General features: G+C 63.1%; 21 protein-coding genes. 12 read left to right on the forward strand and 9 right to left on the reverse strand.

All coding sequences use genetic code 11. The features are described 5' to 3' along the window. Nucleotides 1-2: 2 nt before the first annotated feature. Nucleotides 3-1,259, reverse strand: coding sequence for a metallophosphoesterase family protein (locus tag BUB23_RS16280; protein WP_073104679.1), 1,257 nt, complete (start codon nucleotides 1,257-1,259; stop codon nucleotides 3-5). Nucleotides 1,260-1,448: 189 nt separating this feature from the next. Between BUB23_RS16280 and BUB23_RS16285 the strand changes: the two genes are divergently transcribed. Beyond that, nucleotides 1,449-3,149 (forward strand): methyl-accepting chemotaxis protein, encoded by a 1,701-nt coding sequence (locus BUB23_RS16285; protein ID WP_073104682.1) that lies wholly within the window; start codon nucleotides 1,449-1,451, stop codon nucleotides 3,147-3,149. On the opposite strand, the gene BUB23_RS16290 is transcribed toward BUB23_RS16285, so the two are convergent. The 3 genes from BUB23_RS16290 to BUB23_RS16300 are packed head-to-tail and all read right to left on the reverse strand — an operon-like array spanning nucleotide 3,146 to nucleotide 5,799. Then, the gene (locus BUB23_RS16290) at nucleotides 3,146-3,937 is read right to left on the reverse strand and encodes a FadR/GntR family transcriptional regulator (protein WP_073104685.1); all 792 of its coding nucleotides are present in this window, start codon (nucleotides 3,935-3,937) and stop codon (nucleotides 3,146-3,148) included. The genes BUB23_RS16285 and BUB23_RS16290 overlap by 4 nt on opposite strands. Nucleotides 3,938-3,979: 42 nt before the next feature. Further along, on the reverse strand, nucleotides 3,980-5,044 hold the full coding sequence (locus tag BUB23_RS16295) for an Ldh family oxidoreductase (protein WP_425439556.1): 1,065 nt from the start codon (nucleotides 5,042-5,044) through the stop codon (nucleotides 3,980-3,982). Beyond that, the gene (locus BUB23_RS16300) at nucleotides 5,041-5,799 is read right to left on the reverse strand and encodes an SDR family NAD(P)-dependent oxidoreductase (RefSeq protein ID WP_073104690.1); all 759 of its coding nucleotides are present in this window, start codon (nucleotides 5,797-5,799) and stop codon (nucleotides 5,041-5,043) included. Before BUB23_RS16300 ends, BUB23_RS16295 begins: the two co-directional genes overlap by 4 nt. Before the next feature lie 333 nt (nucleotides 5,800-6,132). On the opposite strand from BUB23_RS16300, the gene BUB23_RS16305 reads away from it, so the two are divergent. The 8 genes from BUB23_RS16305 (at nucleotide 6,133) to BUB23_RS16340 (ending at nucleotide 15,001) form a co-directional block, all read left to right on the forward strand. Next, a complete protein-coding gene (locus BUB23_RS16305; protein ID WP_218599051.1) occupies nucleotides 6,133-7,662 on the forward strand; it encodes a UxaA family hydrolase in 1,530 nt (509 codons plus the stop codon). 114 nt (nucleotides 7,663-7,776) lie between these two features. Further along, on the forward strand, nucleotides 7,777-8,730 hold the full coding sequence (locus BUB23_RS16310; protein ID WP_073104692.1) for a C-terminal binding protein: 954 nt from the start codon (nucleotides 7,777-7,779) through the stop codon (nucleotides 8,728-8,730). 45 nt (nucleotides 8,731-8,775) lie between these two features. Beyond that, entirely contained in the window at nucleotides 8,776-9,861 is a 1,086-nt protein-coding gene (locus BUB23_RS16315) for an ABC transporter ATP-binding protein (RefSeq protein ID WP_073104698.1), read from the forward strand. 71 nt (nucleotides 9,862-9,932) lie between these two features. After that, entirely contained in the window at nucleotides 9,933-11,249 is a 1,317-nt protein-coding gene (locus tag BUB23_RS16320) for an ABC transporter substrate-binding protein (protein WP_073104704.1), read from the forward strand. 94 nt (nucleotides 11,250-11,343) lie between these two features. Then, on the forward strand, nucleotides 11,344-12,243 hold the full coding sequence (locus tag BUB23_RS16325) for a carbohydrate ABC transporter permease (protein WP_073104708.1): 900 nt from the start codon (nucleotides 11,344-11,346) through the stop codon (nucleotides 12,241-12,243). Next, complete coding sequence (locus tag BUB23_RS16330; protein ID WP_073104710.1) at nucleotides 12,240-13,142, forward strand: carbohydrate ABC transporter permease; 903 nt, start codon at nucleotides 12,240-12,242, stop codon at nucleotides 13,140-13,142. The genes BUB23_RS16325 and BUB23_RS16330 overlap by 4 nt, the downstream gene beginning before the upstream one ends. 117 nt (nucleotides 13,143-13,259) lie before the next feature. Next, nucleotides 13,260-14,225: a tripartite tricarboxylate transporter substrate binding protein gene (locus tag BUB23_RS16335; protein WP_073104714.1), complete on the forward strand. Its 966-nt coding sequence runs from the start codon at nucleotides 13,260-13,262 to the stop codon at nucleotides 14,223-14,225. A gap of 8 nt (nucleotides 14,226-14,233) precedes the next feature. Next, nucleotides 14,234-15,001, forward strand: a complete 768-nt coding sequence (locus tag BUB23_RS16340) for a GntR family transcriptional regulator (protein WP_073104719.1) — start codon at nucleotides 14,234-14,236, stop codon at nucleotides 14,999-15,001. An 18-nt stretch (nucleotides 15,002-15,019) separates the two neighbouring features. Here BUB23_RS16340 and BUB23_RS16345 read toward each other — a convergent pair whose 3' ends face one another. The 4 genes from BUB23_RS16345 to BUB23_RS16360 form a co-directional block, all read right to left on the reverse strand. Next, nucleotides 15,020-15,877, reverse strand: a complete 858-nt coding sequence (locus tag BUB23_RS16345; protein WP_073104724.1) for an isocitrate lyase/PEP mutase family protein — start codon at nucleotides 15,875-15,877, stop codon at nucleotides 15,020-15,022. Beyond that, a complete protein-coding gene (locus tag BUB23_RS16350; protein WP_073104732.1) occupies nucleotides 15,874-16,410 on the reverse strand; it encodes a LeuD/DmdB family oxidoreductase small subunit in 537 nt (178 codons plus the stop codon). Before BUB23_RS16350 ends, BUB23_RS16345 begins: the two co-directional genes overlap by 4 nt. Next, the gene (locus BUB23_RS16355) at nucleotides 16,407-17,684 is read right to left on the reverse strand and encodes a 3-isopropylmalate dehydratase large subunit (protein WP_073104737.1); all 1,278 of its coding nucleotides are present in this window, start codon (nucleotides 17,682-17,684) and stop codon (nucleotides 16,407-16,409) included. Before BUB23_RS16355 ends, BUB23_RS16350 begins: the two co-directional genes overlap by 4 nt. Before the next feature lie 105 nt (nucleotides 17,685-17,789). Continuing rightward, nucleotides 17,790-18,884, reverse strand: coding sequence for a tellurite resistance/C4-dicarboxylate transporter family protein (locus tag BUB23_RS16360; RefSeq protein ID WP_084136073.1), 1,095 nt, complete (start codon nucleotides 18,882-18,884; stop codon nucleotides 17,790-17,792). A gap of 121 nt (nucleotides 18,885-19,005) precedes the next feature. On the opposite strand from BUB23_RS16360, the gene prfB reads away from it, so the two are divergent. The 3 genes from prfB to lysS all read left to right on the forward strand — a co-directional run bounded on the left by prfB (nucleotide 19,006) and on the right by lysS (nucleotide 22,395). Then, nucleotides 19,006-20,110 (forward strand): peptide chain release factor 2 gene (prfB, locus tag BUB23_RS16365; RefSeq protein ID WP_143161011.1). Its coding sequence is split into 2 segments (ribosomal slippage): nucleotides 19,006-19,086 and nucleotides 19,088-20,110, totalling 1,104 coding nucleotides; the frame shifts between segments, so codons are not numbered across the junction. 3 nt (nucleotides 20,111-20,113) lie between these two features. Next, nucleotides 20,114-20,863: an SDR family oxidoreductase gene (locus BUB23_RS16370; protein ID WP_073104741.1), complete on the forward strand. Its 750-nt coding sequence runs from the start codon at nucleotides 20,114-20,116 to the stop codon at nucleotides 20,861-20,863. A gap of 11 nt (nucleotides 20,864-20,874) precedes the next feature. Next, entirely contained in the window at nucleotides 20,875-22,395 is a 1,521-nt protein-coding gene (lysS, locus tag BUB23_RS16375) for a lysine--tRNA ligase (protein WP_073104746.1), read from the forward strand. Here the strand turns inward: lysS and BUB23_RS16380 are convergent. Beyond that, nucleotides 22,392-23,279, reverse strand: a complete 888-nt coding sequence (locus tag BUB23_RS16380) for a methylglyoxal synthase (protein WP_073104749.1) — start codon at nucleotides 23,277-23,279, stop codon at nucleotides 22,392-22,394. The genes lysS and BUB23_RS16380 overlap by 4 nt on opposite strands. Nucleotides 23,280-23,325 lie beyond the last annotated feature (46 nt).

A 23,325-nucleotide genomic window follows, 5' to 3' on the forward strand; every position in this document is an offset into this window, starting at 1 on the left:
TGCTACTCCACCTTGGCCAGATGGGCGACAAGCGACGGCCGGATTTCCCGCAGCAGCGCCGCCAGGTCGCCATTCTTGATGTCGGCGAAATAGGGTATGGCGGACTTCAGCTCAGGCGGGGCCTTGTCGACCAGGCCGGACAACTCGCCGCGCAAGCCATCCAGGAATTCCTGGTCGGTCCCGGCGCTTTCCAGCAGGTCCTGCAAGTCGGCCAGCGCATCGGCCCGCTCGCGCAGCGCCTGGCCGTCATCGAGCGCCTGAGTTTCCAGCCTTACCTTTTCCAGCCAGAGCCTGTCGTTGCCCAGCGCCGCGATGGCCGCCAGGACTTCCAGGCGCAACTGCGCCTCCATGCCGAAGAGCTCGCCGTGCGCCGCCGTCTGGCCGCTCACCACCACCCGCAGCGCCAATGGCATATGCGCCGGGCCGGCTTCGAGCAGGCTTTCCAGCGCATTGCCTATGGCCCTCGCCGCCTCGGCGAAAGACTGGCACCCGGACACATCCACGCCCAGGCGATGCCAGCGCAGGACGTCCACATGAACCCGTTCCACTTCCATGGCGCCCGCGGCATTGCAATGGACCAGCACGGCGCCGCGCGGCCCGGTCTCGCGAATGTGGCGGCCCTGCAGATTGCCCGGAAAGACCACCACCGCATCGCCGCGCCAGATGCAGTATTCGTGCACATGCCCCAGCGCCCAGTATTGATAGCCCTTGGCATGCAATTGCGCCAGGCTGCATGGCGCATAGTTGGCATGCGCCGCATTGCCCTCCAGGGCGGTATGCAGCACGCCGATGTTGATCATCCCCGCGATCGGTTCGGGATAGCCCGCCGCCAGGTTTTCGACGGTGGCCGCATCCTTGAAGCTGCGGCCATGCAGCGCCACGCCCAGATGATCGAGGCGGAAGGTGCTGGGCTTGCGGCTGTCGAACACGAAGACATTCTCGGGCAGCAGCAGCTTCCTGGTCATTTCGTTTTCGGCGTCGTGATTGCCGTAAAGCAGATACACGGGAATTCCCGCCTTCCTCAGGCGCCCCATTTCCTTGGCGAAATAAAGCCCGGTGTTGTAGTCCTTCCAGTCGCCGTCATACAGGTCGCCGGCGATCACCATGAAATCCACGCGCTCTTCGATGGCGAGGTTGACCAGATTGGTGAAGGCGTCGCGCGTGGCGGTGCGCAGCATTTCGACGGGCGCATCGGCATAGGCGCTCAAGCCGGTCAATGGACTATCCAGATGGATATCCGCGGCATGGATGAATCTCACGTAATTTTTCCTTCTGCGAACTGACCAGGCAAACCTTATCACGGCGGCCTGCCATGAGGCTCGATTCCCTGTTGTCACTTAGCTGTAATGTTGCGCTGCAATAATCTTCCTGTACAGCGACGGCCCGGCGCCTCGCTTCGAGCAGGCCCGGGCCCATGATATGAATATAGATGTAGATGGGTGCAGCCTATGGCAAATTTCTTTACTCTGAAAAAGAGCTTCATTTTTTTCCTGGCCACCCTGGCCCTGCTGTCGCTATTGGTTTTGAGCGCCCTGTACAACATGGCGGCCAGCGCCGACCATCTGAAAAACATCGAAGCATTGCGCTATGCGGCTACCGGGCTGGCCAACGACTACAAAAGCCTGACCCAGGCGATGACGCGCGACGCAATGGCGTTCGTAGCCACCGAGCAGCCGGAATTCCAGGAGAGCTACCTGCATCATACCGCCGTCCTGCATGGCCGCGCGCCCGACGGCCATGGCTTGCAGCAGGCCATGATAGAGCGCTTCCGGCAGGCCGGCTTCACCGCCGACGAAATGGCCAGGCTGGAATCGGCCCATGCCCAGGGCATAGAACTGGCCAAGACCGAGGTAGAAGCCATCAGCACCGCCAGCGGCCAGTTTGACGACGGGCAAGGCGGCATCAAGGTCGCGCTGCCCAACGCCCTGATGGCCAAGGTCATGATTTTCGGCCAGCAATACACGGAAGCGGCCTCGGCCATCGCCCAAGCCATAGACGAATTCGATACCATGCAGGCGACGCGCTACGCGCAGGAAGTGAGCCGGGCGAGCGACGCCAGCAAACTGGCCTACCGGATCGCGGTATCGGCGCTCACCGCCCTGCTGCTCTGCAGCGCCCTGGCGCTATGGGCGCTATACCAGGCCATCAAACGGCCGCTGGACCAGGGCGTGCGGCTCGCCGAGCGGCTGGCCGCGGGGGATCTGAGCGCGCGCGTGAGCCTGACGCGCCGCGACGAATTGGGCAAATTGCTGCAAGCCCTGAACGGCATCGGCATTGGCCTGCACCAGGCGGTGCAGGATGTGCGCGGCCGCGCCTTGCATATCGCGGCCGCCTCGCATGATATTTCCGGCGGCAACCAGGACCTGTCCCGGCGCACCGATGAACAAGCCGCCAACCTGCAGGAGACCGCCGCGGCCATGGGGGAATTGAACGCCGCCGTCGCGCACAACGCCGACCACGTCGAACAGGCCAAGCGGCTCGTCACGCATACCGCCTCGTGCGCGGCCCAGGGCAGCCTGACGGCGCAGGGCGCCATGGACATCATGCGGGAAATCCGCCAGAGCTCGCGCCAGGTGGCCGACATTACCGGCCTTATCAACAGCATTGCCTTCCATACGAATATCCTCGCGCTGAACGCGGCGGTCGAAGCGGCGCGGGCCGGCCCGCAAGGCAAGGGTTTCGCCGTCGTGGCGGCCGAAGTGCGCAGCCTGGCCCTGCGCTCGGCGCAGGCAGCCAAGGAAATTGAAGAACTGATCGGACAGTCCGCGGCGCGAATGGACGCCGGCGCCACGCTGGTCGACAAAGCGGGCGGCGCCATGAAGGAAATCGCGCAATCGATGCAGCAGGTGCAAGGCATCATGGGCGGGATCGCGGATGCGTCGCGCGAGCAAGCCGGGGGCATTGGGCAGATTACGCTGGCGGTCAGCCATCTGGACACCATAACCCGGCAAAACGCGGCCCAGGTCCAGGAGGCGGCCCAGGCCACGCTGCTGCAGCGCGAGCAGGCCGATGGCCTGGCCGCCACCATTGCGCGATTCACGCTGGAGGAGGCCGGCGCCATGACAAGCAGCCAGCCCCAAGCCCGCAATACCCGGTACAAAGCCCGCATCGGCCTGCATGCCTACGGCGCCAGCCCGAGTCAGGGCTAGCCGGCTTTCTTGCGCAGCGCCAGCGCATGCGGCGCGCCGGCCTTCACCGCGGCGCCGCCCGCGCCTGCGGAAGGCCTTGCGCGCTTTTTCCCGGCGACAAGGCTGGACATCAGCCGTTTGTACGAAACCCCCATGTGGCGCTGCATCGCGGCCCGCGCCAACTCCGGATTCTTGCTGCGCAAAGCCTGCAGGATTTCACGATGCTCGCCTATCGCATCCTGCCATACATCGTTGGTCTCGAAATGGCTGTGCAATTGGTCGAACAAAGGCCCCAGGCGAAAGTCGAACAAACGCTTGACCACGTCCACCAGAACGCTGTTGCCGGTGGCTTCCGCCACGCGCACATGGAAGAGGCGATCGGCCTCCAGCGGCTTTATGCCGGCTCGCGCGTCCGCCTCCATCATGTCTATCGCTTGCGCTATCGCGTCGTACTGGGGCTTGCGCGCATGCTTGGCGGCGGTTGCCGCGACTTCGCCTTCCAGCAGGATGCGCGCGCGTATCAATTCCAGCGGCCCTTCTTCGCCGGAAAGGTCCAGCCCCGCCCTGGATGGCGGCGGCGGCTCGCAAATATAAATGCCCGACCCCATGCGCACCTCGATATACCCTTGCACCTCCAGCGCGATGAGCGCCTCGCGCAACGATGGCCGGCTGACGCCCAGTTGCACGGCCAGGTCGCGTTCGGAGGGCAGGCGCGAGCCCACGGGGAATTCGCCAGCCAGGATCAGCGTGCGCAATTGGTCACTTATCTGCCGATAAAGGCGCTGTGGCTCGATGACCTTGATAGGCATGATGGGAATACACCGCTGATAGGTTTCTGCAATGGCCTACATTTAACCATCGATTGCCCGGGGAAAGGCAACGCCGTAGCGTTGCGCGCATTCCTCGAGCATGGGCGGGATGGTCGGATGCAGGGCGATGCCCAGACGCATTTGCTCTTGTTTGCTGGCAATGCCGCGATCACCGGGCATGCGCACCGCGCTGGAGCCGGGACGCGGCGGATTGTTCCTGCAGGCATCGGCGATCCAGTCGGTCTGGCGCATGAACTCATCGGCCCCGGCAAAGGCGGCGGGATCGTAAAGCGTCATGAAGACCGTGGCGCCCCAGCCCAATGGCGGGTCGGCGCGGCCATGGCCGGCCAGGCCGCCCGTCAGGGCCTCCACGATGAGCGCCAGCCCGAACCCTTTGTGCCCCGACTGCAGGCCGCCCAGAGGCATGATGGTGCCCGGCGGATCGGTGGCCAACACGGCGGGGTCGCGGCTGGGCCGGCCGTCCGCGTCCAGCATGCATTCGTGGCCGAACTGCCCGCCCTCCTTGTGCAGGCGCGAACTCATGCCATTGGTGACGATGGAGGACGAGATGTCGACCAGGAATGGCGTGCCGGACGTGGGAATGCCGGCGGCGATGGGGTCGGGGGTGAACGTGGCGCGCGTTCCGCCATGCGGCGCGACGCTGGCCACGGCGGGGTCCGAACTGGCCAGCACCAGCATCAGGCCCTGCTCGGTCGCCCGCAGCAAATACGCCGCCAGGCAGGCGATATGGTGGCTGCGGCGTATGACCAGCGTGGCGCTGCCGTATTGGCGCGCGCGCGGCGCAAGGGCGTCCAGGCCCTGGCGCACCAGCCATGGCCCCGGCAGGCGGCGGCCGTCCCACAATAGCGCGGCCCCCCTATCGGACAAGGACTGCGCCGAGCCCGACAGCGCCATGGCGCCGTTTTCGATTTCCTTTATGTATGGCGCCAGCAAGGCCAGGCCATGGGTGTCGTGGCCGAGCAGGTCGCCCTCGACCAGCGTTTCCGCCACAACCGCCGCCAGGGCGGCTTCCATGCCGGCGGCCGACAGGATTTCCGTGGCGCAGCGATTCAGTTCCGCTGCCGAATATCGATGCGTAGTCATCAGTAGGTCGCCCGTCCGCCGGAAACATCGAATACCGCTCCGGTGGAAAAAGAGCATTCCTCCGAGCAAAGCCAGGCGACCACTGCGGCGATCTCTTCCGGCGCGCCGAAACGGCCCATGGGGATCTTGGACAACATGAAATCGATATGCTGCTGCGTCATTTGCGCAAAAATGCCTGTGCGCACCGCGGCGGGCGTAATGCAATTGACGCCGATACCGCTGTTCGCCAGCTCTTTGCCCAGGGATTTGGTCAGGGCGATGACGCCCGCCTTGGAAGCGCTGTACGCCGAGGCGTTCGGATTGCCTTCCTTGCCCGCGATCGATGCAATATTGACAATCCGCCCGTAGCCTTTTTCGCGCATGTGCGGAACGACAGCGCGGCAGCACAGGAAAGGCCCGCGCAGATTGACGCTCATGACCGCGTCCCAGTCGGCCACCGGGTAATCCCACACCGTTGTATTGGGTCCGGTAATGCCCGCGCTGTTCACCAGGATGTCCATGGGGCCGCCGGCCCGCAGGCTGGCTTCCACGGCCGCATTGACCGAATCTTCCTGGCTGACATCGACACTGACGGCATGCGGCTTGTTTGCGCCGAACGACGCCAGCGCTTCTTCCAGCATGGCGGAATCCCGGTCCCACAGGGTGACGGCCGCGCCGCCCTCGGCCAGGCGATGCGCGATGGCCAGGCCTATGCCCGCCGCCCCGCCCGTGACCACGGCGTGCCGTCCTGAAAATTCGTAATGATTGCGTTGCGCCACCTGTTTTTCTCCTCGGTTTATAGGTATTTGGTAAATTGGCCTTACCAGTAGCCGTAGGTTTCCATAGCCCCATAATCTTGTCAAGATAAAAACCCGCGGCGCAGCTTATCGGCCCGCGCCGCCTGGCCCTCATGGCGGCGCCCGCCCCCCTTCGGCAACGCGGGTAATTCCTTAGATCGGAGATTGGTATTACCACTTTACCTGTCCCGGCTTGTGTAATAGACTGCGCTGAGAACAGCCCTTCCCATGCGATAACAAGAACCATATCCGCATGGCGCCAACCACACAGGAAAAAACACAGTGACACAAGAAATAGCGGTAGCAGTCGAATCCATCACCCGGCGCGATCTGGCGCCCGCGGCCCTGCGCCTGAACGCCAATGACGACGTCTTGATCGCCACGCGCGACATCAAGCCAGGCACGGCCTTTCCCGACCACGCGATCGCCTCCTCCGAAGCCATCCCGGCCGGCCATAAAATGGCCGCCAGGGCGATTTCCACCGGCGCGCCGGTGCGCCGCTACAACCAGATCATAGGCTTCGCCACCCGCGATATCGCACCTGGCCAGCATATCCATCTGCACAATCTGGCGATGCACGATTTCGAGCGCGACTACGCGTTCTGCGCCGATGCGCGGCCCGCCGCCGCCCCTCCCGCCGCCAAGACCTTCCAGGGCATAGTGCGCGCCGACGGCCGGGTCGCCACGCGCAACTACATCGGCATCATCAGCAGCGTCAATTGTTCGGCGACCGTGTGCCGCCAGATCGCCGAAGCCTTCCGCGGCGACGCGCTGGCGGCCTTCCCGAATGTCGACGGCATCGTGCCGATTACCCATAAAACCGGCTGTGGCATGGCCAGCAGCGGGGAAGGCATGGACCTGCTGCGGCGCGTCACCGCGGGCTATATCCGCCATCCGAATTTCGCCGCGGTGCTGTTCATAGGGCTGGGCTGCGAATCCAACCAGATCACCTCGCTGCTGGGCGCCGAGGGCCTGGCCGAATCGGACCGCCTGCGCACCATGACCATCCAGGATATCGGCGGCACGCGCAAAACCATAGAACACGGCATCGAGCTCATCAAGGAAATCCTGCCCACCGCCAATCAGGCGTCGCGCCAGGCCGTGCCCCTGAGCCACCTTACCGTGGGCCTGCAGTGCGGCGGCTCCGACGGCTATTCGGGCATCACCGCCAACCCGGCATTGGGCGCGGCCATGGATTTGCTGGTCGAACATGGCGGCACGGCCATACTCAGCGAAACGCCGGAAATCTACGGCGCCGAACATCTGCTGACGCGCCGCGCCGTATCGCGCGAGGTCGGCGAAAAGCTGGTCGACCGTATCCACTGGTGGGAAGAATATACCGAGCGCCTGGGCGGCGAAATGAACAACAATCCTTCCCCCGGCAACAAGGCGGGCGGCCTGACCACCATCCTGGAAAAATCCCTCGGCGCGGTCGCCAAGGCCGGCACCAGCAATTTGTCCGACGTCGTGGAGTACGCCCAGCCGGTGCAGGCCCACGGCCTGGTCTTCATGGACACCCCGGGCTACGATCCCGTATCGGCGACGGGCCAGGTGGCCGGCGGCGCCAATGTCATCTGTTTCACCACCGGCCGCGGCTCGGTATACGGCTGTAAGCCCTCGCCTTCGCTCAAGCTGGCGACCAATTCGCTGATGTATCGCCACATGAGCGAAGACATGGATATCAATTGCGGCGAGATCCTCGACGGCGCCGCGACGGTGCAGCAAAAAGGCGAACAGATATTCCAACGCATCATCGAGATCGCATCCGGGCAGCGCACCAAGAGCGAAGAGCACGGCTTTGGCGAAGACGAATTCGCCCCCTGGATACTCGGCCCGACGATGTAGCCATCGCGGCCTTCGCCATTGCGGACTCCAGCCCTGGAGTCCTGTTTCCACATGCGGGCCGGGCCAGCCAAGGCAGGCGCCCGCTTTCCCAAGACCGCCCTTAGAAGGATAGCGATGAAAATTCTGATCACCGATTACGATTTCCCCGACCTCGAACTGGAGCAGTCCCTGTATCGCGACGCGGGCATCGAAGTCGTGACGGCGCAGTGCCGCAGCGAAGCCGACGTGATCGCCGCGGCCGCCGGATGCCAGGGGCTGCTGGTGCAATACGCCCCGGTCAACGCCGCCGTGCTCAACGCCCGGCCGGAGATCCGCATAGTCAGCCGCTACGGCGCGGGCTTTGACACCATCAATGTCGCCGACGCCAAGGCCAATGGCGTCTGGGTCGGCAATTCGCCCGATTATGGCGTGGGCGAAGTCGCCACGCACGCCTTCGCCATGATGCTTTCGCTGCTGCGCCACATCGCCTTCTACGACCGGGATGTCAAGGCCGGGAAATGGCACTTCAGCTCGGCCGGCCCCATGCGCCGGGTGTCCGACATGACCGTCGGCATCCTCGGGCTGGGGCGCATAGGCAAGCGCATGGCGCACATCGCCCGCAATAGCTTCAGGCGCGTCATCGCCTGCGATCCCTACCTGCTGGACGGCGACTTCCCCGCCTATGTGGAACGCGTCGGCATGGACGAACTGTTCTCGCAAGCCGATGCCATCTCGCTGCATGTGCCCCTGAATGATGAAACACGCGGCATCGTCAACCGGCAAATGCTCCAATTGATGAAACACGGCAGCGTATTAGTCAATACGTCGCGTGGCCCGGTAGTCGATATCGAGGCCTTGCTGGACACTCTCGACGATGGCCGGCTCGACGGCGCCGCCCTGGACGTCCTGCCGCAGGAGCCGCCCGCCGCAGGTTCGCGCATCGTGCAGCATCCGCGGGTATTGCTTTCCCCCCACGCCGCGTTCTACTCTGTCGTTGCGGAAAAGGAATTAAGGCGTAAAGCGGCGCAGAACCTGATTGACTGGGCGGCCAAGGGCAGTCCATCTTACGTAGTCGTCGAAGGAAGGTAGCAGATCGAATATTCATAGCCGCCGGTCGGGCAAAAGGGAACAAGCATGGCATCAGTCCAGATTCGCGATGTGCAGAAATATTTTGGCGGCACGCAAGTCATCCGGGGCGTGAATATCGATATCAAGGATGGCGAATTCGCTGTGCTGGTGGGGCCGTCCGGCTGCGGCAAATCGACCCTGCTGCGCATGCTGGCGGGCCTCGAGGAAATCACCCATGGCGACATTCTGATCGGCGACAAAGTCGTCAACAATGTGCAGCCCAAAGAACGCGACATCGCCATGGTGTTCCAAAACTACGCGCTGTATCCGCATATGACGGTCTACGACAACATGGCTTTTTCGCTGATACTGGCCCGCTCCGACAAGGCCGTCATCAAGCAGCGGGTCGACAAGGCGTCCGAAGTGCTCGGCCTGGGGTCGCTGCTGCAGCGCTATCCGCGCCAGCTCTCCGGCGGCCAGCGCCAGCGCGTGGCCATGGGGCGCGCCATTGTGCGCGACCCGCAGGTTTTCCTGTTCGACGAACCGCTATCCAATCTGGATGCCAAATTGCGCGTGCAGATGCGCGCCGAAATCAAGGCGCTGCATCAGCGCCTGCGCACCACTTCGGTCTATGTCACCCACGACCAGATCGAGGCCATGACCATGGCCGACCAGATCGTCGTCATGCATGACGGCATCGTCGAGCAGCACGGCAAGCCCCTGCATATCTACGACCATCCCGCCAATCTGTTCGTGGCCGGCTTCATCGGCTCGCCCGCCATGAACTTCATCCCCGGCGTGCTGCGCCACCGTCCGGAGGGCCCGCAGCTGGAATTCGCCGACGGCACTTTCCTGCCCGCGCCGGTCGGCGCCGCGGGCGCCGCGGCCGACGGCCACAAGGTCGTCTACGGCGTGCGGCCCGAGCACCTGAGCATAGGCCCGCCCGGCTCGGGCCTGAAATCCGTGGTCAGCGTGGTCGAGCCCACCGGGGCCAACACCGAGGTCTATTCCCGCTTTTGCGGCATCGACATCATCTCGATTTTCCGCGAACGCCACGACTTCGCCGCCGGCGACACCCTGCATCTGGTGCCCGATCCCGGCCATACCCACTTATTCGACGCCGAGTCCGGCAAGGCGCTGGCGCAGGCCTGATTCCAGGAGGTTTTGACGATGTAAACGCGGCTGCACGGGACACGGTCCCAATAACCAAAGGAGTGGAAGACATGACAAAACTGACAAGACGTGATTTCCTGGTGTCCACGGCGAGTATTGCCGCGGCATCGACTATGGGAAGCAAGGCGTTGGCGGCTTCCCCGGGCGAATTGAATTACAAGCCCGAAGAAGGCGCAAAACTGCGCGTTCTAAGGTGGAAACGCTTCGTCCAGGGGGACGAAGACCTCTGGAATGCCAACACCAAGAAATTCACCGAAAAAACCGGGGTTGAAGTGCGCATCGACTCCGAGGGCTGGGAAGACGTCCGGCCCAAGGCGGCGGTGGCGGCCAATGTAGGCAGCGGCCCGGACATCATCATCGGCTGGTTCGATGACCCGCATCAGTACCCTGACAAGCTGCTCGATCTGTCCGAGCTGGCCAACTACCTCGATAAAAAATACGGCGGCTGGTACGACGTGTGCAAAAAGTACGGCATGCGCGGCGACAAGTGGATAGCCCTGCCCCTGGGCGTCGTCGGCAATGCCCTGGTGTACCGGGAAAGCCAGGTCAAGGCGGCGGGATTCGACGGCATTCCCAAGGACAGCGCCGGCTTCCTCAAGCTTTGCCAGGCGCTCAAGGCCAAAGGCACGCCTGTCGGCTTCGCGCTGGGCAAGGCCGTGGGCGACGGCAACAACTGGGCGCACTGGCTGCTGTGGTCGCATGGCGGCATGATGGTCGACGAAAAGTCCAATGTGGTCATCAACTCCCCGGAAACCTGGGCGGCGCTCGAATATGCCAAACAGCTGTATCCCACCTTTGTACCCGGTACGCTGTCGTGGCAAGACCCGTCCAATAACAAGGCATTCCTAGACGGCCAGGTCAGCATTACCGCCAACGGCATCTCGGTGTACTACTCGGCCAAGAATTCGTCCGATCCGAAAATGCAGGACATGGCCAAGGACATCCAGCATGCCCACCTGCCCATCGGCCCCATAGGCAAGCCCACGGAGCTCATGCAAATCACGCAGATGATGCTGTTCAAGCACACCAAGTACCCCAACGCGGCCAAGGCTTATCTGCAATTCATGATGGAGGCAGACCAGTACAACCCATGGATGGAAGCCGCTATCGGCTACGTCAGCCAGCCACTGAAAGCCTACGAGGCCAACCCCATCTGGACCGTAGACCCCAAGCATACGGTTTATCGCGATGCCGCCGCGCTGATGCTCGACAACGGCCATGCGGGTCCCCTCGGTACGGCATCGGCGGCGGTCATGGCCGACTATGTCGTTCTCGACATGATCGCAGCGGCGGCCAGCGGCTCCAAAACGCCCAAGGAAGCGGCAGCGCAGGCCGCGGAGCGCGCCAAGCGCTATTACAAGACCTGAAGACTCGGTCCTGCGCAGCGGCGGCGTGGTTTTTATCCCTTGACGGGGCGGCCCTGCGCCGCCGCCGTCCAAGCGGATCTTCTTGAGGATGATTATGCTTTCCCGTGTGCTGAACAACAGAAATTGGCTGGGGCTGGTTTTCATGCTCCCCACGGCCGTACTGCTATTGGTTTTCCTGACCTATCCCCTTGGACTTGGCATATGGCTGGGTTTCACCGATGCCAAGATAGGCCGGGCCGGCGAATGGGTCGGGCTGGACAACTACATCTACCTGTCCGGCGACTCGGTGGCGCAGCTGGCCTTGTTCAACACCTTGTTCTATACCGCCGTGGCCAGTGTCCTGAAGTTCGCCCTTGGGCTGTGGCTGGCGCTCCTGCTCAATAAAAACCTGCCCTTCAAATCGTTCTTCCGTTCCGTCGTGCTGTTGCCCTGGATAGTGCCGACGGCACTCTCGGCGCTGGCCTTCTGGTGGATATACGATGCGCAATTCTCCATCATCAGCTGGGTGCTGGTGAAGATGGGCCTCATCGACACCTACATCAACTTCCTGGGCGACCCGTGGATGGCGCGCTTTTCGACCATTGCCGCCAATGTCTGGCGCGGCATTCCTTTCGTCGCCATCACGCTGCTCGCCGGCCTGCAGACCATCTCGCCGGCCCTGTACGAAGCCGCCTCCATAGACGGCGTGACGCCATGGCAGCAGTTCCGCTATGTCACGCTGCCTTTGCTGACACCCATCATCGCCGTGGTCATGACATTCTCCGTCCTGTTCACCTTCACCGACTTCCAGCTGATTTATGTGCTGACGCGCGGCGGGCCGCTCAATGCCACCCACCTGATGACGACCCTGTCATTCCAGCGCGCCATCCCGGGGGGCTCGCTGGGCGAAGGCGCCGCCCTGGCCATCATGATGGTGCCGTTTTTACTGGCGGCCATCATGTTTTCCTACTTCGGCCTGCAACGGCGTGCCTGGCAGCAGGGGGGCGACAAATGAATACCGATCAAAAGCGCGAAAAGAATGAAAAGCACGAAAAGCACGAAAAGCAGGGCATGGAGTATCTGCAGTCCATTCCGCAACGCTGGGTCACCGTATATATCCCGCTGGGCATCTTCGTCTTCGTCCTGCTGTTTCCGTTCTACTGGATGGGCATTACCGCCTTCAAGCCGGACGCCGAGATGGCGTTGAGCTCGGGCAACCCCTTCTGGGTGCTGGCGCCGACCTTGAAGCATTTCAAGACGCTGCTCTTCAACACCCCCTTCCCCGGCTGGCTGTGGAATTCGGTGCTGATTTCCACCGTGGCGACCTTTATTTCCCTGGCGGCGAGCGTCTTCGCCGCTTATGCCATCGAGCGGCTGCGCTTCCAGGGTTCCAAACAGGTCGGCCTGGGCATTTTCTTCGCCTATCTGGTGCCGCCGTCCATCCTGTTCATCCCGCTGGCCGCCATCGTCTTCCAGCTGGGCCTGTTCGACACGCGCACGGCACTGATCCTGACCTACCCGACCTTCCTGATTCCTTTCAGCACCTGGCTGCTGATGGGCTATTTTCGGTCCATCCCCTACGAGCTGGAAGAATGCGCCCTGATCGACGGAGCCACGCGCTGGGAGATCCTGATAAAAATCATCCTGCCCTTGTCGGTGCCGGGGCTGATTTCCGCCGGCATATTCGCCTTCACGCTTTCCTGGAATGAGTTCATTTATGCGCTGACATTCATTTCCTCCACGGAAATGAAGACCGTGCCGGTGGGAATAGTCACTGAACTGATCGAGGGCGATGTCTATCACTGGGGCGCGCTGATGGCGGGCGCGCTGTTCGGCTCCTTGCCGGTGGCCATCGTGTATTCGTTTTTCGTCGAGTATTACGTTTCCGGCATGACGGGAGCGGTAAAAGAATAGGCGCGCGGCGCAAGCGCGCAGGCACTCCTGCAATTGGTATACTTGTATTGATATCAATACAAGTATATTATCTGGGCCAGCCAAGCATCGGCCCCAGTCATACACAGGAGACCAAAAATGAGCAAACAAACTTTCAGCATGGGCCTGCTGGGCCTCATCCTCGCCGCGGCGCTGCCGCTCGCCCCGGCCGCCGCGCAGGAACGGCCGCTGGTGCTCGTCGTGGGCGCCTCGGCCGGCGGCACCACCGACCGCGTGGCGCGCGGCATCGCCAAAGAAATGGGCGGCATCCTCAAGCAGACCGTCATTGTCGAGAACAAGCCGGGCGCCGGCGGGAATATAGCCGCCGATTATGTGTCGCGTTCCGCCAAGGACGGCAACACGCTGCTGGTCAGCTTCAGCAGCTTCTCGGTCAATGCCAGCCTTTATAAAAAACTGCCGTTCGATCCGGAGAAAGACTTCAGCCCGATCAGCATGCTGGCCGAAGTGCCCAGCGTATTGGTCGCGCGCAAGGATTTCCCCGCGGACAGCGTGGCCGGCTTGATACAGCGCGCCAAGGCGGAGCCCGGGAAATACAGTTTCGCCATTGGCGGCATCGGCTCTTCGCTGCACATGGCCACGGCGAGCTTCGAGATGGCGTCGGGCATCGCAGGCCTGAATGTGCCCTACAAAGGCACTTCTCCAGCGCTTCAGGACCTGGTCGGAGGACAAGTCGACCTTATGTTCGCCAGCGCCGTGAACGTCCTTCCCCTGATCGGCTCGGGCCGCATCAAATTCCTGGGCGTGACCAGTCCCGAGGCGATGCCGCAGTTCCCCGGCGTGCCGCCGATATCCGGCACTCTCGATGGCTTTGCCTCGAAAGCCTGGTTCGGCATGTTCGGCCCGGCCGGCATCGCGCAGGACCGGATCGCGCAACTGAACAAGGCCGTGGTGGAAGGCGCCAGGCATGATGATTTTGTGAAGCTGATCGCCCCGGAAGGCGGCGCGGTGGTGACGAGCACTCCCGATGAGTTGGCCGATTTCGTCGCCCGGGACATTGAGCGCTATGCAAAAGTCGTAGAATTCACCGGAGCTTCCGTAGACTGACATCGCTAATGATCAACAATCCCACTCCTCGTTACTACAAAATCTACCGCCTGCTGAAACAAGCCCTCGAGAATCGGGATTTCGCCAGCGACGAGGCTCTGCCGGGCGAGAACGCCCTGGCGGAGAAATACCAGGTGTCCCGGCTCACCATACGCCGTTCGCTCGAGCTGCTGCAGCGCGAGGGCCTGATCGAGCGCCGCCAGGGCTCGGGCACCTACCCCACCGTCAGCAGCGTCAAGGTCCAGCCCCTGCCGGCCGACATCAACAAGCTGCTGGCGCATCTGAACAAGATGGGCGCCACGACCGAGGCGAAGCTGCTCAGCTTCGCCTACGAGATGCCGAATCCGGATGTCCAGAACCGCCTCGAGCTGGCCGCCAATACCGCCGTTCAGAAAGCCATACGGGTGCGCTATTACGAGGGCGCGCCCTTCTCCTACCTGATCACCTATGTGCCCGAACATCTGGGGCGGCGCTACACTGAGGAAGACCTGATGCGCCACCCCCTTCAGGCCCTGTTCAAGAAATCCGGCATGCGCGCGGCGGCGGCGGAACAGTCGCTTACGGCGACCCTGGCCGACACTCAGCACGCCGACGCCCTCGCGGTGGAGGTCGGCTCGCCCCTGCTATGCATCAGGCGGGTGGTGCGCGACGCCGGCAACAGGCCCATGGAATACCTGATCGCCGCGTACAATCCCGCGCGATTCGAATACCGCATGACCATGTCCAACAAGCGCTCCAAGGGGGAAGACGCATGGATCATGGACGACAGCCATTAGCCATCGGGGCGCGCGGCGCTATTGATAGCGGGCTCCCAGCTCCAGCAGCGCGGGGGTTTCTATCAGTTCATTCAGCTGGCGGAAGTCCAGCATGGCGCCGGCCGAGGCGGCGGTCGATCCATTCTTGCGCAGCAGCCCGTAATAGCTTTGCAGCGAGTGGGCGACCGCGCGCGCCGCACCGCCGGGAAAGATGACGATCTTGAAGCCGATGTCGGCCAGCGCCGAAGCCGACTGTATCGGCGTCATGCCGCCTTCCACCATGTTCGCCAGCAAGGGCGCGCGGCCCTTGAAGCGCTCGCAGGCGCGGGCCATTTCCTCGTCCGTCCGCAAGGCCTCTATGAACAGCACGTCGGCTCCGCATTCCAGGTAAGCCTCGGCGCGGTCCAGGGCGGCGTCGAAACCCTCGACCGCCAAAGCATCGCTGCGGGCGAGTATCAGCGTCGTGTCGTGCCGCCGCGCATCCACGGCCGCCTTGAGCTTGCCGCACATCTCGGCCACCGGAACCACCGATTTTCCGTCCAGGTGCCCGCAGCGCTTGGGAAAGGTCTGGTCTTCCATCTGTATCATGGACGCGCCGGCCTTTTCGAAGCCCTTGACGGTCCTGATCACATTCAGCGCATTGCCGAAGCCGGTATCGGCGTCGACGATGATCGGTATCCGGACCCGGTCGGCAATGCGCGACAGCGTTTGCTCGACCTCGGTATAAGTGGTCAGGCCGACATCGGACCTTCCCAGGCGCGTGTAGGCGATGGAAGCCCCCGACAGATAGACGGCGTCGAAACCGGCCTGCTCGGCGATCAGGGCGGAAAAGCTGTCGTAAACGCCAGGGGCGAGCAGATACGGTACGGATTCGAGCGTGGATTTCAAGGTTTTCATGCGGGTCGCGCCAAATACAGTTGTTCGAGTTGGTTCAGCAAGCCGCCGGCCGCGGCCATGTCGATCAGGAAGCCGGGAATTTTCTGACAGGGCAGAGTCTGTACCTGCGGCGGCGGGCCGCCGGCAGCCATCGCCTGCCCGCCCGCCGCCGCCGCGTTGCGGATCAGCGCATTGGCGGGGTCGACGGCGACATAGCTGCCCTCGGGGATGCGTTCGGCATCAGGACATACCACGGCCAGCAAGCCCAGATTGAAGGCGTTGCGGAAATAAAGGCCGCTGAACGAAGGGGCGACGACAGCCTTGACGCCCAGCTCCACCAGCACGCCGACCGCCTGCTCCCGCGACGAGCCTATGCCGAAATTGGGGCCCGCCACCAGCACGTCGCCCTGGCTTATGGACTGCGCCAGGCCGGGATGGCGGTTTTCCAGGCAGTGCCGGGCGATGTCCTTGAGTTCCTGCTTCATGTATGCGCCCGGCGCCAAGGCATCGGTGTCAATATTCGAACCGACGCGCCATACTCTATGCCAAGTCATCGCCGCGCCTCCGCCAGGATCGCGCGCGGATCGGCGATCCGCCCGGTCAGGGCCGAAGCCGCCACGGTATACGGAGACGCCAGATACACACTGGTTTGCGCCGAGCCCATGCGCCCCTGGAAGTTGCGCGCCGTGCTGGATATCACATTGGAGGCGCCGGCCAGGGCATTGCCATAGCCGGAGCATGCGCCGCAGGACGTGGCGAACAATTCCGCCCCCGCGGCCATCAGGACGTCCATGATGCCTTCCGCCTGCGCATCGCGCTGGTCTTGCTGCGACGCCGGCGCGACCAGCAGCCTGACCGACGGAGCGATCTTGCGGTTTTTCAAGACCAGGGCGGCGGCGCGCAAATCATCCAGCTTGGCGCCCGTACAGGCGCCAAGATAGGCGATCTGCACGGGAGTACCGGCCATCTCCTGCACCGGATGGGCATTGCCGGGGCTGTGCGGCGCGGCGACCATGGGCGCAAGGGCTGTTGCGTCGAACTGGCGCATTTCATAGTCGGCCGAGTCATCGGTTTTCCAGCGCTCCAGGTCCGCGCCGCCCACCACGCCGGCATGGCGCAGGTAGTCCGCCGTGGTCTGGTCGGGCGCGATCAGGCCCACCTGGGCTCCCAGCTCGGCGCTCATATTCGAAAGCGTCATGCGCTCCTGCATCGACATGGCGTCGATGGCGCTGCCGGAATATTCCACCGCGCTGTAATCGGCGCCGTTGGTGCCATACAGCCCTATCATGTGCAGCATCATGTCCTTGGCCATGACCCCCGCCGGCAGGCGGCCCGACCAGCGCATCATGATGGTCCTGGGCGTCTTCACCCAAATCTGTCCGGTAACCACGACGCCCAGCATCTCGGTGCTTCCGACGCCGAACATATAGGCGCCAAACGCGCCGCCGGTAGGCGAGTGGGAATCGCCCCCGACGCAAAACATGCCTGGCCTGATATGCCCCTTCTGCGGCAGCACGACATGGCAAATGCCGATCGAATCATAGACCTGCGGCAATTGCTGCTCGCGGGCCCAACTGCGGGCGATTTTCAGGATGCTGCGGGAGTCCTCGTCTTCTTCGGGGACGAAATGGTCCATGACCAGCACCACCCTGGATTTGTCCCAGATGCCGGCCCCCAGTTTTTCCAGCATGGGCTTCAGGCGCCGCGGCCCGCTGGAATCATGGAACATGGCGAGATCCACGCCGCAAGTGACGATCTCATCGACTTCGACCGACGCCCGGTTGCAGGCGTTGGCAATCAGCTTTTGGGCTAGGGTCTGCGCTGGCATCGGACACACCTGGAAGAAAAGACATTAGCCTGATTGTATAGTTGTACTTATAACAATACAAGTAGACCGGACTCCCCTATCGTCGCGGCCGGCCATGAGCGGGACTCAACGCTCGCCAAGCAGGCGCCGCCGCAAGCGCATGAGAAGACCGAATAGCGTCAGACCCCAGGCCACTATCGCGACGCAGAAAAAAATCACGGGGATGGCCCCCAGAAACCCGAATCTCATGGCCGCATCCATCTGCCACGTACAGGCGGCGTACATGCCCAGGGGAAAAACCGCTCCCCAGTACAAGGGGTCGTATGTGAAGGGAATGCGTTTATAGGCATAGCGCCATATGCCCAATATCAGCAGCATGGGAATCCACCAGGTCCCTGTCGCCCAATAAAAAATGGTGAATCCCTTCAGGAAAGGCAACAGCGAAATCAGATAAGGCGCATCCGCCGAATTCACGATCAGCAGGGACCCCGCCAGCGTGGAGATCGCCATGGCCCCCATGTTGATCCAGTACGGCGGGGTGAGGTCATCGGGCGACAGCCGGAAGAAAGTGTAGCGGTAAAAAATCAGCGACATCATCCATATGTAGAGCATGCCGCCCCACAGCCACATCGACAGCGCCATGAAATTCAATTCGAGGCGGTAGGGCTGCGCGGTCACGGAAGCCAGCAGCGCGCTGGACACGGCTATCGATTGGGTCGCCACCACCGCCAGCAGCCAGCCGCCGTTGATGCCGCGATCCAGCGCGGGCTTGTCCTGCTTGATGGTCAGCGCGGTGAAAATCGCATAGGTGAAGCCGAACCACAGCGCGACGGCGATCGTCCACAAGACCAGCCCGGCCCGCGAGTTATGGGCCAGCACCATGAATTGCGCGGCCAGGATGGCGGTGCCGGCCACCGTGGTGAAGAAGCCCGGGCCGCGCAGATGGTCGAACATGTCGCCGAAGAACGCCCGCGTATGGCGCACGGCGCGCAATACCGTCAGGACGCACAGCACGCCGTACAGCCCTATGTTCAGCCAGAACAGGCTGTGGGCGATGGCGTCGCGCCCCAGCATATGGGCGGCCAGCGAGACGATGCCGGTGGCCATCACCATGCCGAAATTCGCGGGAGACATCCCCGCCAATCCGCCGAGTGATCCGGCCGGGCCGGCCGGCGGAGCAGCGGCCCCGGCGCCGGCCTTGTCCGATATAAAAGTAGTCATGGTTTCAAATGTGCAGGCCTGTATTGGTGCTTAAGCCGCATTCTACGCCCGGCGCAGGTTAAAATACCGGGTTAACCCAAGAATCGCGGCACGCAAGTGCCCAACCCATTCAGGAATATTTATGGAAGCCGAACGCCAAAACCAACTTGCCGCCCGCCTGGAAGACTACGCGGATCGCCAGCTGGCATTGCGGAGGTATCTTTGACTACGATGCCAAGTCCGAACGCCTGCAAGTCGTAAACGCCGAACTGGAAAGCGCGGAGGTCTGGAATGACCCCAAGCACGCACAGGAACTCGGGCGCGAGAAAAAAAGCCTGGAAACCACGGTCCATACCCTTGCCGAAATCGACGCGGGCCTGACCGATGCGCAGGAGCTTTTCGAGCTGGCCGCCGACGATGATGACGACGCCACGCTGGCCGCCATCGAACACGACACCGATGCCATAGGCAAGCGCCTGGAAGATCTCGAATTCCGGCGCATGTTTTCCAACCCCGCCGATCCGCTCAACTGTTTCATGGACATCCAGGCCGGCGCCGGCGGCACCGAGGCGCAGGACTGGGCCTCCATGCTGTTGCGCCAGTATCTGCGCTATTGCGAACGCAAGGGCTTCACGGCCGAAGTGCTGGAAGAATCCGATGGCGAAGTCGCGGGCATCAAATCGGCCACCATCAAGATCCAGGGCGAATACGCCTTCGGCTTCCTTCGCACCGAAACCGGCGTGCACCGCCTGGTGCGCAAGAGCCCTTTCGATTCCGCCAATGGCCGCCATACCTCGTTCGCCAGCGTTTTCGTCTATCCCGAGGTCGACGATTCCGTCGAAATCGAGGTCAATCCGGCGGACCTGCGCGTGGATACCTATCGCGCCAGCGGGGCCGGCGGCCAGCACATCAACAAGACCGATTCGGCCGTGCGCCTGACGCACATGCCTACCGGTATTGTGGTGCAGTGCCAGAACGACCGCTCCCAGCATCGCAACCGCGCCGAAGCCATGCAAATGCTCAAGTCGCGCCTCTATGAACTGGAAATGCGCAACCGCATGGCCGAGCAGCAAAAGATGGAAGACTCCAAGACCGACGTCGGCTGGGGCCACCAGATCCGCTCGTACGTGCTGGATCAAAGCCGCATCAAGGATCTGCGCACCAACGTGGAAATATCCAATACCCAGAAAGTGCTGGACGGCGACCTTGACCCCTTCATTCAGGCCAGCCTCAAACAAGGAGTATGAATCATGGAACTGTCGACCGTTGCCATTGTTACGGGAGCTTCCCGCGGCCTGGGCCATGCCCTGGCGCTGGGCCTGCTGAAACCGGGCGCGCATCTGGTGACCGTGGCGCGCGGCCAGGACGCGGCGCTGGCCGCGCAGGCCGCCCAGGCGGGCTGCGCGCTGCTGCAGGTCCAGGCCGACCTGGCCGATCCGGCCGCCGCGCAGGCATGCGCCGGACAGATCGCGGCCGCCCTGCCCCCGGGCGCGCGGCGCTATCTGCTGATCAATAATGCGGGAACGGTCGATCCCATCAGCCAGGCGGACGGCCTGGACGACGCCGCGGCCATCGCCCGCGCCTTCAACCTGAATGTGACCAGCGCCATCGTGCTCGCCGCGGCGTTCCTGCGCGCCACCCGAGGCGCGGCGGACCGCCGCATACTGAACATATCGTCGGGCGCCGGGCGCAACCCCACCGCGGGCTGGGGGGTCTACTGCGCCACCAAGGCCGCCCTGGATCATTACACCCAGGTGCTGCATGCCGAAAACCACGGCGCGCGCGTTGCATCGCTGGCGCCCGGTGTCATAGATACCGGCATGCAGGAAAAAATCCGCGGCAGCGACGCCGCCAGCTTTCCCAATGTTGAGCGCTTTGCGCAGATGCATGAGCAAGGCCAGCTGTCCTCCCCGGGCGCCGTGGCGGAAAAAATACTGCGCTACCTGGCCCATGACGACTTCGGCGCCACCGTGCTCGACGACATACGAAATCACGCTTAAAACCATAGACCATGAACGAACCTACGCCATCACCCCTTGCCATCGATGAAAATCACCTGATCGCCGAACGCCGTGGCAAGCTGGCCAAATTGCGCGCCGCGGGCATAGCCTATCCCAACGACTTCCGCCCCGACAGCGCCGCCGCCGGCCTGCACAAAGACTACGACGAGCTCGACAAAGAAGCCCTGGCCGAAGTCGGCAAGCATGTCAAGGTGGCCGGGCGCATGATGCTCAAGCGGGTCATGGGCAAGGCCAGCTTCGCCACCTTGCAGGACAGCACGGGCCGCATCCAGATCTTCCTGGACAAGAACAATGTGGGCGAAGACCTTTACGCCCAGTTCAAGACCTGGGACATCGGCGACATCGTCGGCGTGGAAGGCACGGTGTTCAAGACCAACAAGGGCGAACTGTCAGTGCATGCCGCCACGGTGCGCCTGCTGACCAAGTCGCTGCGCCCCCTGCCCGATAAATTCCATGGCGTGGCCGACCAGGAATTGCGCTATCGCCAGCGCTACGTCGACCTCATCATGACCGAGGAAACGCGCCGCACCTTCGTGGCCCGCAGCAAGGCCATGGGCAGCATCCGCCAGTTCATGCTCAATGCCGGCTTCCTGGAAGTGGAAACTCCCATGCTGCACCCCATACCGGGCGGAGCGGCGGCCAAGCCCTTTGTCACCCACCACAATGCCCTGGACATGGAAATGTTCCTGCGCATCGCGCCGGAGCTGTACCTGAAGCGCCTGGTGGTGGGCGGCTTCGAGCGGGTGTTCGAAGTGAACCGCAACTTCCGCAACGAAGGCGTCAGCCCGCGCCACAATCCCGAATTCACCATGATGGAGTTCTACGCGGCCTACACCGATTACCGCTGGCTGATGGACTTCACCGAATCCCTGATCCGCGAGGCTGCCATCGCCGCGACCGGCAGCGCCGTGCTCACCTACCAGGAAAAGACCCTGGACCTGAGCCAGCCCTTCGACCGCCTGACCATAGTCCAGGCCATCCTGAAATACGCGCCCGGCTATGACGAAGCGCAATTGGGCGACGAAAGCTTCCTGCGCGCCGAACTCAAGCGCGTGGGGGCCGATGTCAATGGCCCGGTGCTGGCCCGCGCCGGCGTCGGCGGCCTGCAGCTGGCGCTGTTCGAGGAAACCGCCGAAGCCAGGCTGTGGCATCCTACCTATATCATCGACTATCCGGTCGAAGTCTCGCCGCTGGCGCGCGCCTCGGACACGCAGGCGGGCGTCACCGAACGCTTCGAGCTGTTCATGACCGGCCGCGAAATCGCCAACGGCTTTTCCGAACTCAACGACCCCGAAGACCAGGCGGCGCGCTTTCTTGCCCAGGTCGAAGCCAAGGACGCCGGCGACGAGGAAGCCATGTTCTACGACGCCGATTACATCCGCGCCCTGGAATACGGCATGCCCCCCACCGGCGGCTGCGGCATCGGCATCGACCGCCTGGTCATGCTGCTCACCGACAGCGCCAGCATCCGCGACGTGATACTTTTCCCGCATCTGCGCCGGGAGGATTAGGCCGCGGCAAGGCCCGCCATCGCCGTGGCCCATTTGTGCGCCACGGCCGGCGACGCCACGCAGCAGGCCTTGTCGGTCACCACGCGCACGGCGCGCTCCAGCAACTGGATGTCCGCCTCGTGCTGGCGCGCTACGTGCGGGTCTTCAAAAAAGATCACGCGCTGGCAGCGTTGTTCCAGCACCAGCTCGGCGATCTGCGCATCGCCCCCCAAAGGCCCGCTCAGGTATGCCTGCACCCAAGGCTTGTCGCGGGGCCAGCCCCTGGACCACGCCAGTTCGTTGAGGCGCCCGCTGGTCGTGCCCGTGCCCACCCGGTTCGCAAAACGCGTAAGCAGATCGAAGTGCGCATCGGCGAATTGCACCATCTGGTCCTTCAGGGCGTCGTGGGCGATCATGGCCAGGGTCTGCCGCGAAAAGTCGAATATCGGACTCAGGGCGGGATCGGGCGCCAGGCCGGCGCAAACGCGCTCGACCTCGACCCATTCGATCGCGCCCATCAAGGTCGAAACAAAAGGCCGCCCATGCGTAATGCACTGGCGCTTCAAGGCCAGCGCTTCGGGAAAAATGGACGAGGGGTCGACCGGATCGATCAGGTAAATGGCGCCGTCGAAAGGCGCTGCGCCGTCGCGCCCTTCGGTTACGCGCGCCACCAGTTTCATCAGCCCGCCTTCGCGCCCGTAGGGGTAGCGCACCAGCCCGGGATGGCCCCGCAGCAGGCCGGACCGCTCGATGGCGTCATAGGTGCGCCCGACGGTGTACAGTTCGACGCCCAGCTCGCGTATGCCCGCGGCGGACTGTTCCAGCCATTTGAAAAGAGCCGCCCCGTAGGACTCGTGATGCAGGCGGTTCGCCGCCAGGCCAAAACGCAAAGTGGGTGGTGACATTGGTGACATGTTCATTAGCCGAAGTATGCAAATGCAGCCACTATAC

Source organism: Pollutimonas bauzanensis, from assembly GCF_900129885.1.
Lineage (GTDB): Bacteria > Pseudomonadota > Gammaproteobacteria > Burkholderiales > Burkholderiaceae_B > Pollutimonas > Pollutimonas bauzanensis.

Bases quoted from the DNA above. Each gene is read 5' to 3' on its own strand.
- BUB23_RS16330 (WP_073104710.1), top strand. From the start codon at position 12,240: ATGAATACCGATCAAAAGCGCGAAAAGAATGAAAAGCACGAAAAGCAC.
- BUB23_RS16320 (WP_073104704.1), top strand. From the start codon at position 9,933: ATGACAAAACTGACAAGACGTGATTTCCTGGTGTCCACGGCGAGTATT.
- lysS (WP_073104746.1), top strand. From the start codon at position 20,875: ATGAACGAACCTACGCCATCACCCCTTGCCATCGATGAAAATCACCTG.
- BUB23_RS16325 (WP_073104708.1), top strand. From the start codon at position 11,344: ATGCTTTCCCGTGTGCTGAACAACAGAAATTGGCTGGGGCTGGTTTTC.
- BUB23_RS16345 (WP_073104724.1), bottom strand. From the start codon at position 15,877: ATGAAAACCTTGAAATCCACGCTCGAATCCGTACCGTATCTGCTCGCC.
- BUB23_RS16290 (WP_073104685.1), bottom strand. From the start codon at position 3,937: ATGCCTATCAAGGTCATCGAGCCACAGCGCCTTTATCGGCAGATAAGT.
- BUB23_RS16315 (WP_073104698.1), top strand. From the start codon at position 8,776: ATGGCATCAGTCCAGATTCGCGATGTGCAGAAATATTTTGGCGGCACG.
- BUB23_RS16285 (WP_073104682.1), top strand. From the start codon at position 1,449: ATGGCAAATTTCTTTACTCTGAAAAAGAGCTTCATTTTTTTCCTGGCC.
- BUB23_RS16340 (WP_073104719.1), top strand. From the start codon at position 14,234: ATGATCAACAATCCCACTCCTCGTTACTACAAAATCTACCGCCTGCTG.
- BUB23_RS16370 (WP_073104741.1), top strand. From the start codon at position 20,114: ATGGAACTGTCGACCGTTGCCATTGTTACGGGAGCTTCCCGCGGCCTG.
- BUB23_RS16335 (WP_073104714.1), top strand. From the start codon at position 13,260: ATGAGCAAACAAACTTTCAGCATGGGCCTGCTGGGCCTCATCCTCGCC.
- BUB23_RS16355 (WP_073104737.1), bottom strand. From the start codon at position 17,684: ATGCCAGCGCAGACCCTAGCCCAAAAGCTGATTGCCAACGCCTGCAAC.
- BUB23_RS16380 (WP_073104749.1), bottom strand. From the start codon at position 23,279: ATGTCACCACCCACTTTGCGTTTTGGCCTGGCGGCGAACCGCCTGCAT.
- BUB23_RS16360 (WP_084136073.1), bottom strand. From the start codon at position 18,884: ATGACTACTTTTATATCGGACAAGGCCGGCGCCGGGGCCGCTGCTCCG.
- BUB23_RS16310 (WP_073104692.1), top strand. From the start codon at position 7,777: ATGAAAATTCTGATCACCGATTACGATTTCCCCGACCTCGAACTGGAG.
- BUB23_RS16350 (WP_073104732.1), bottom strand. From the start codon at position 16,410: ATGACTTGGCATAGAGTATGGCGCGTCGGTTCGAATATTGACACCGAT.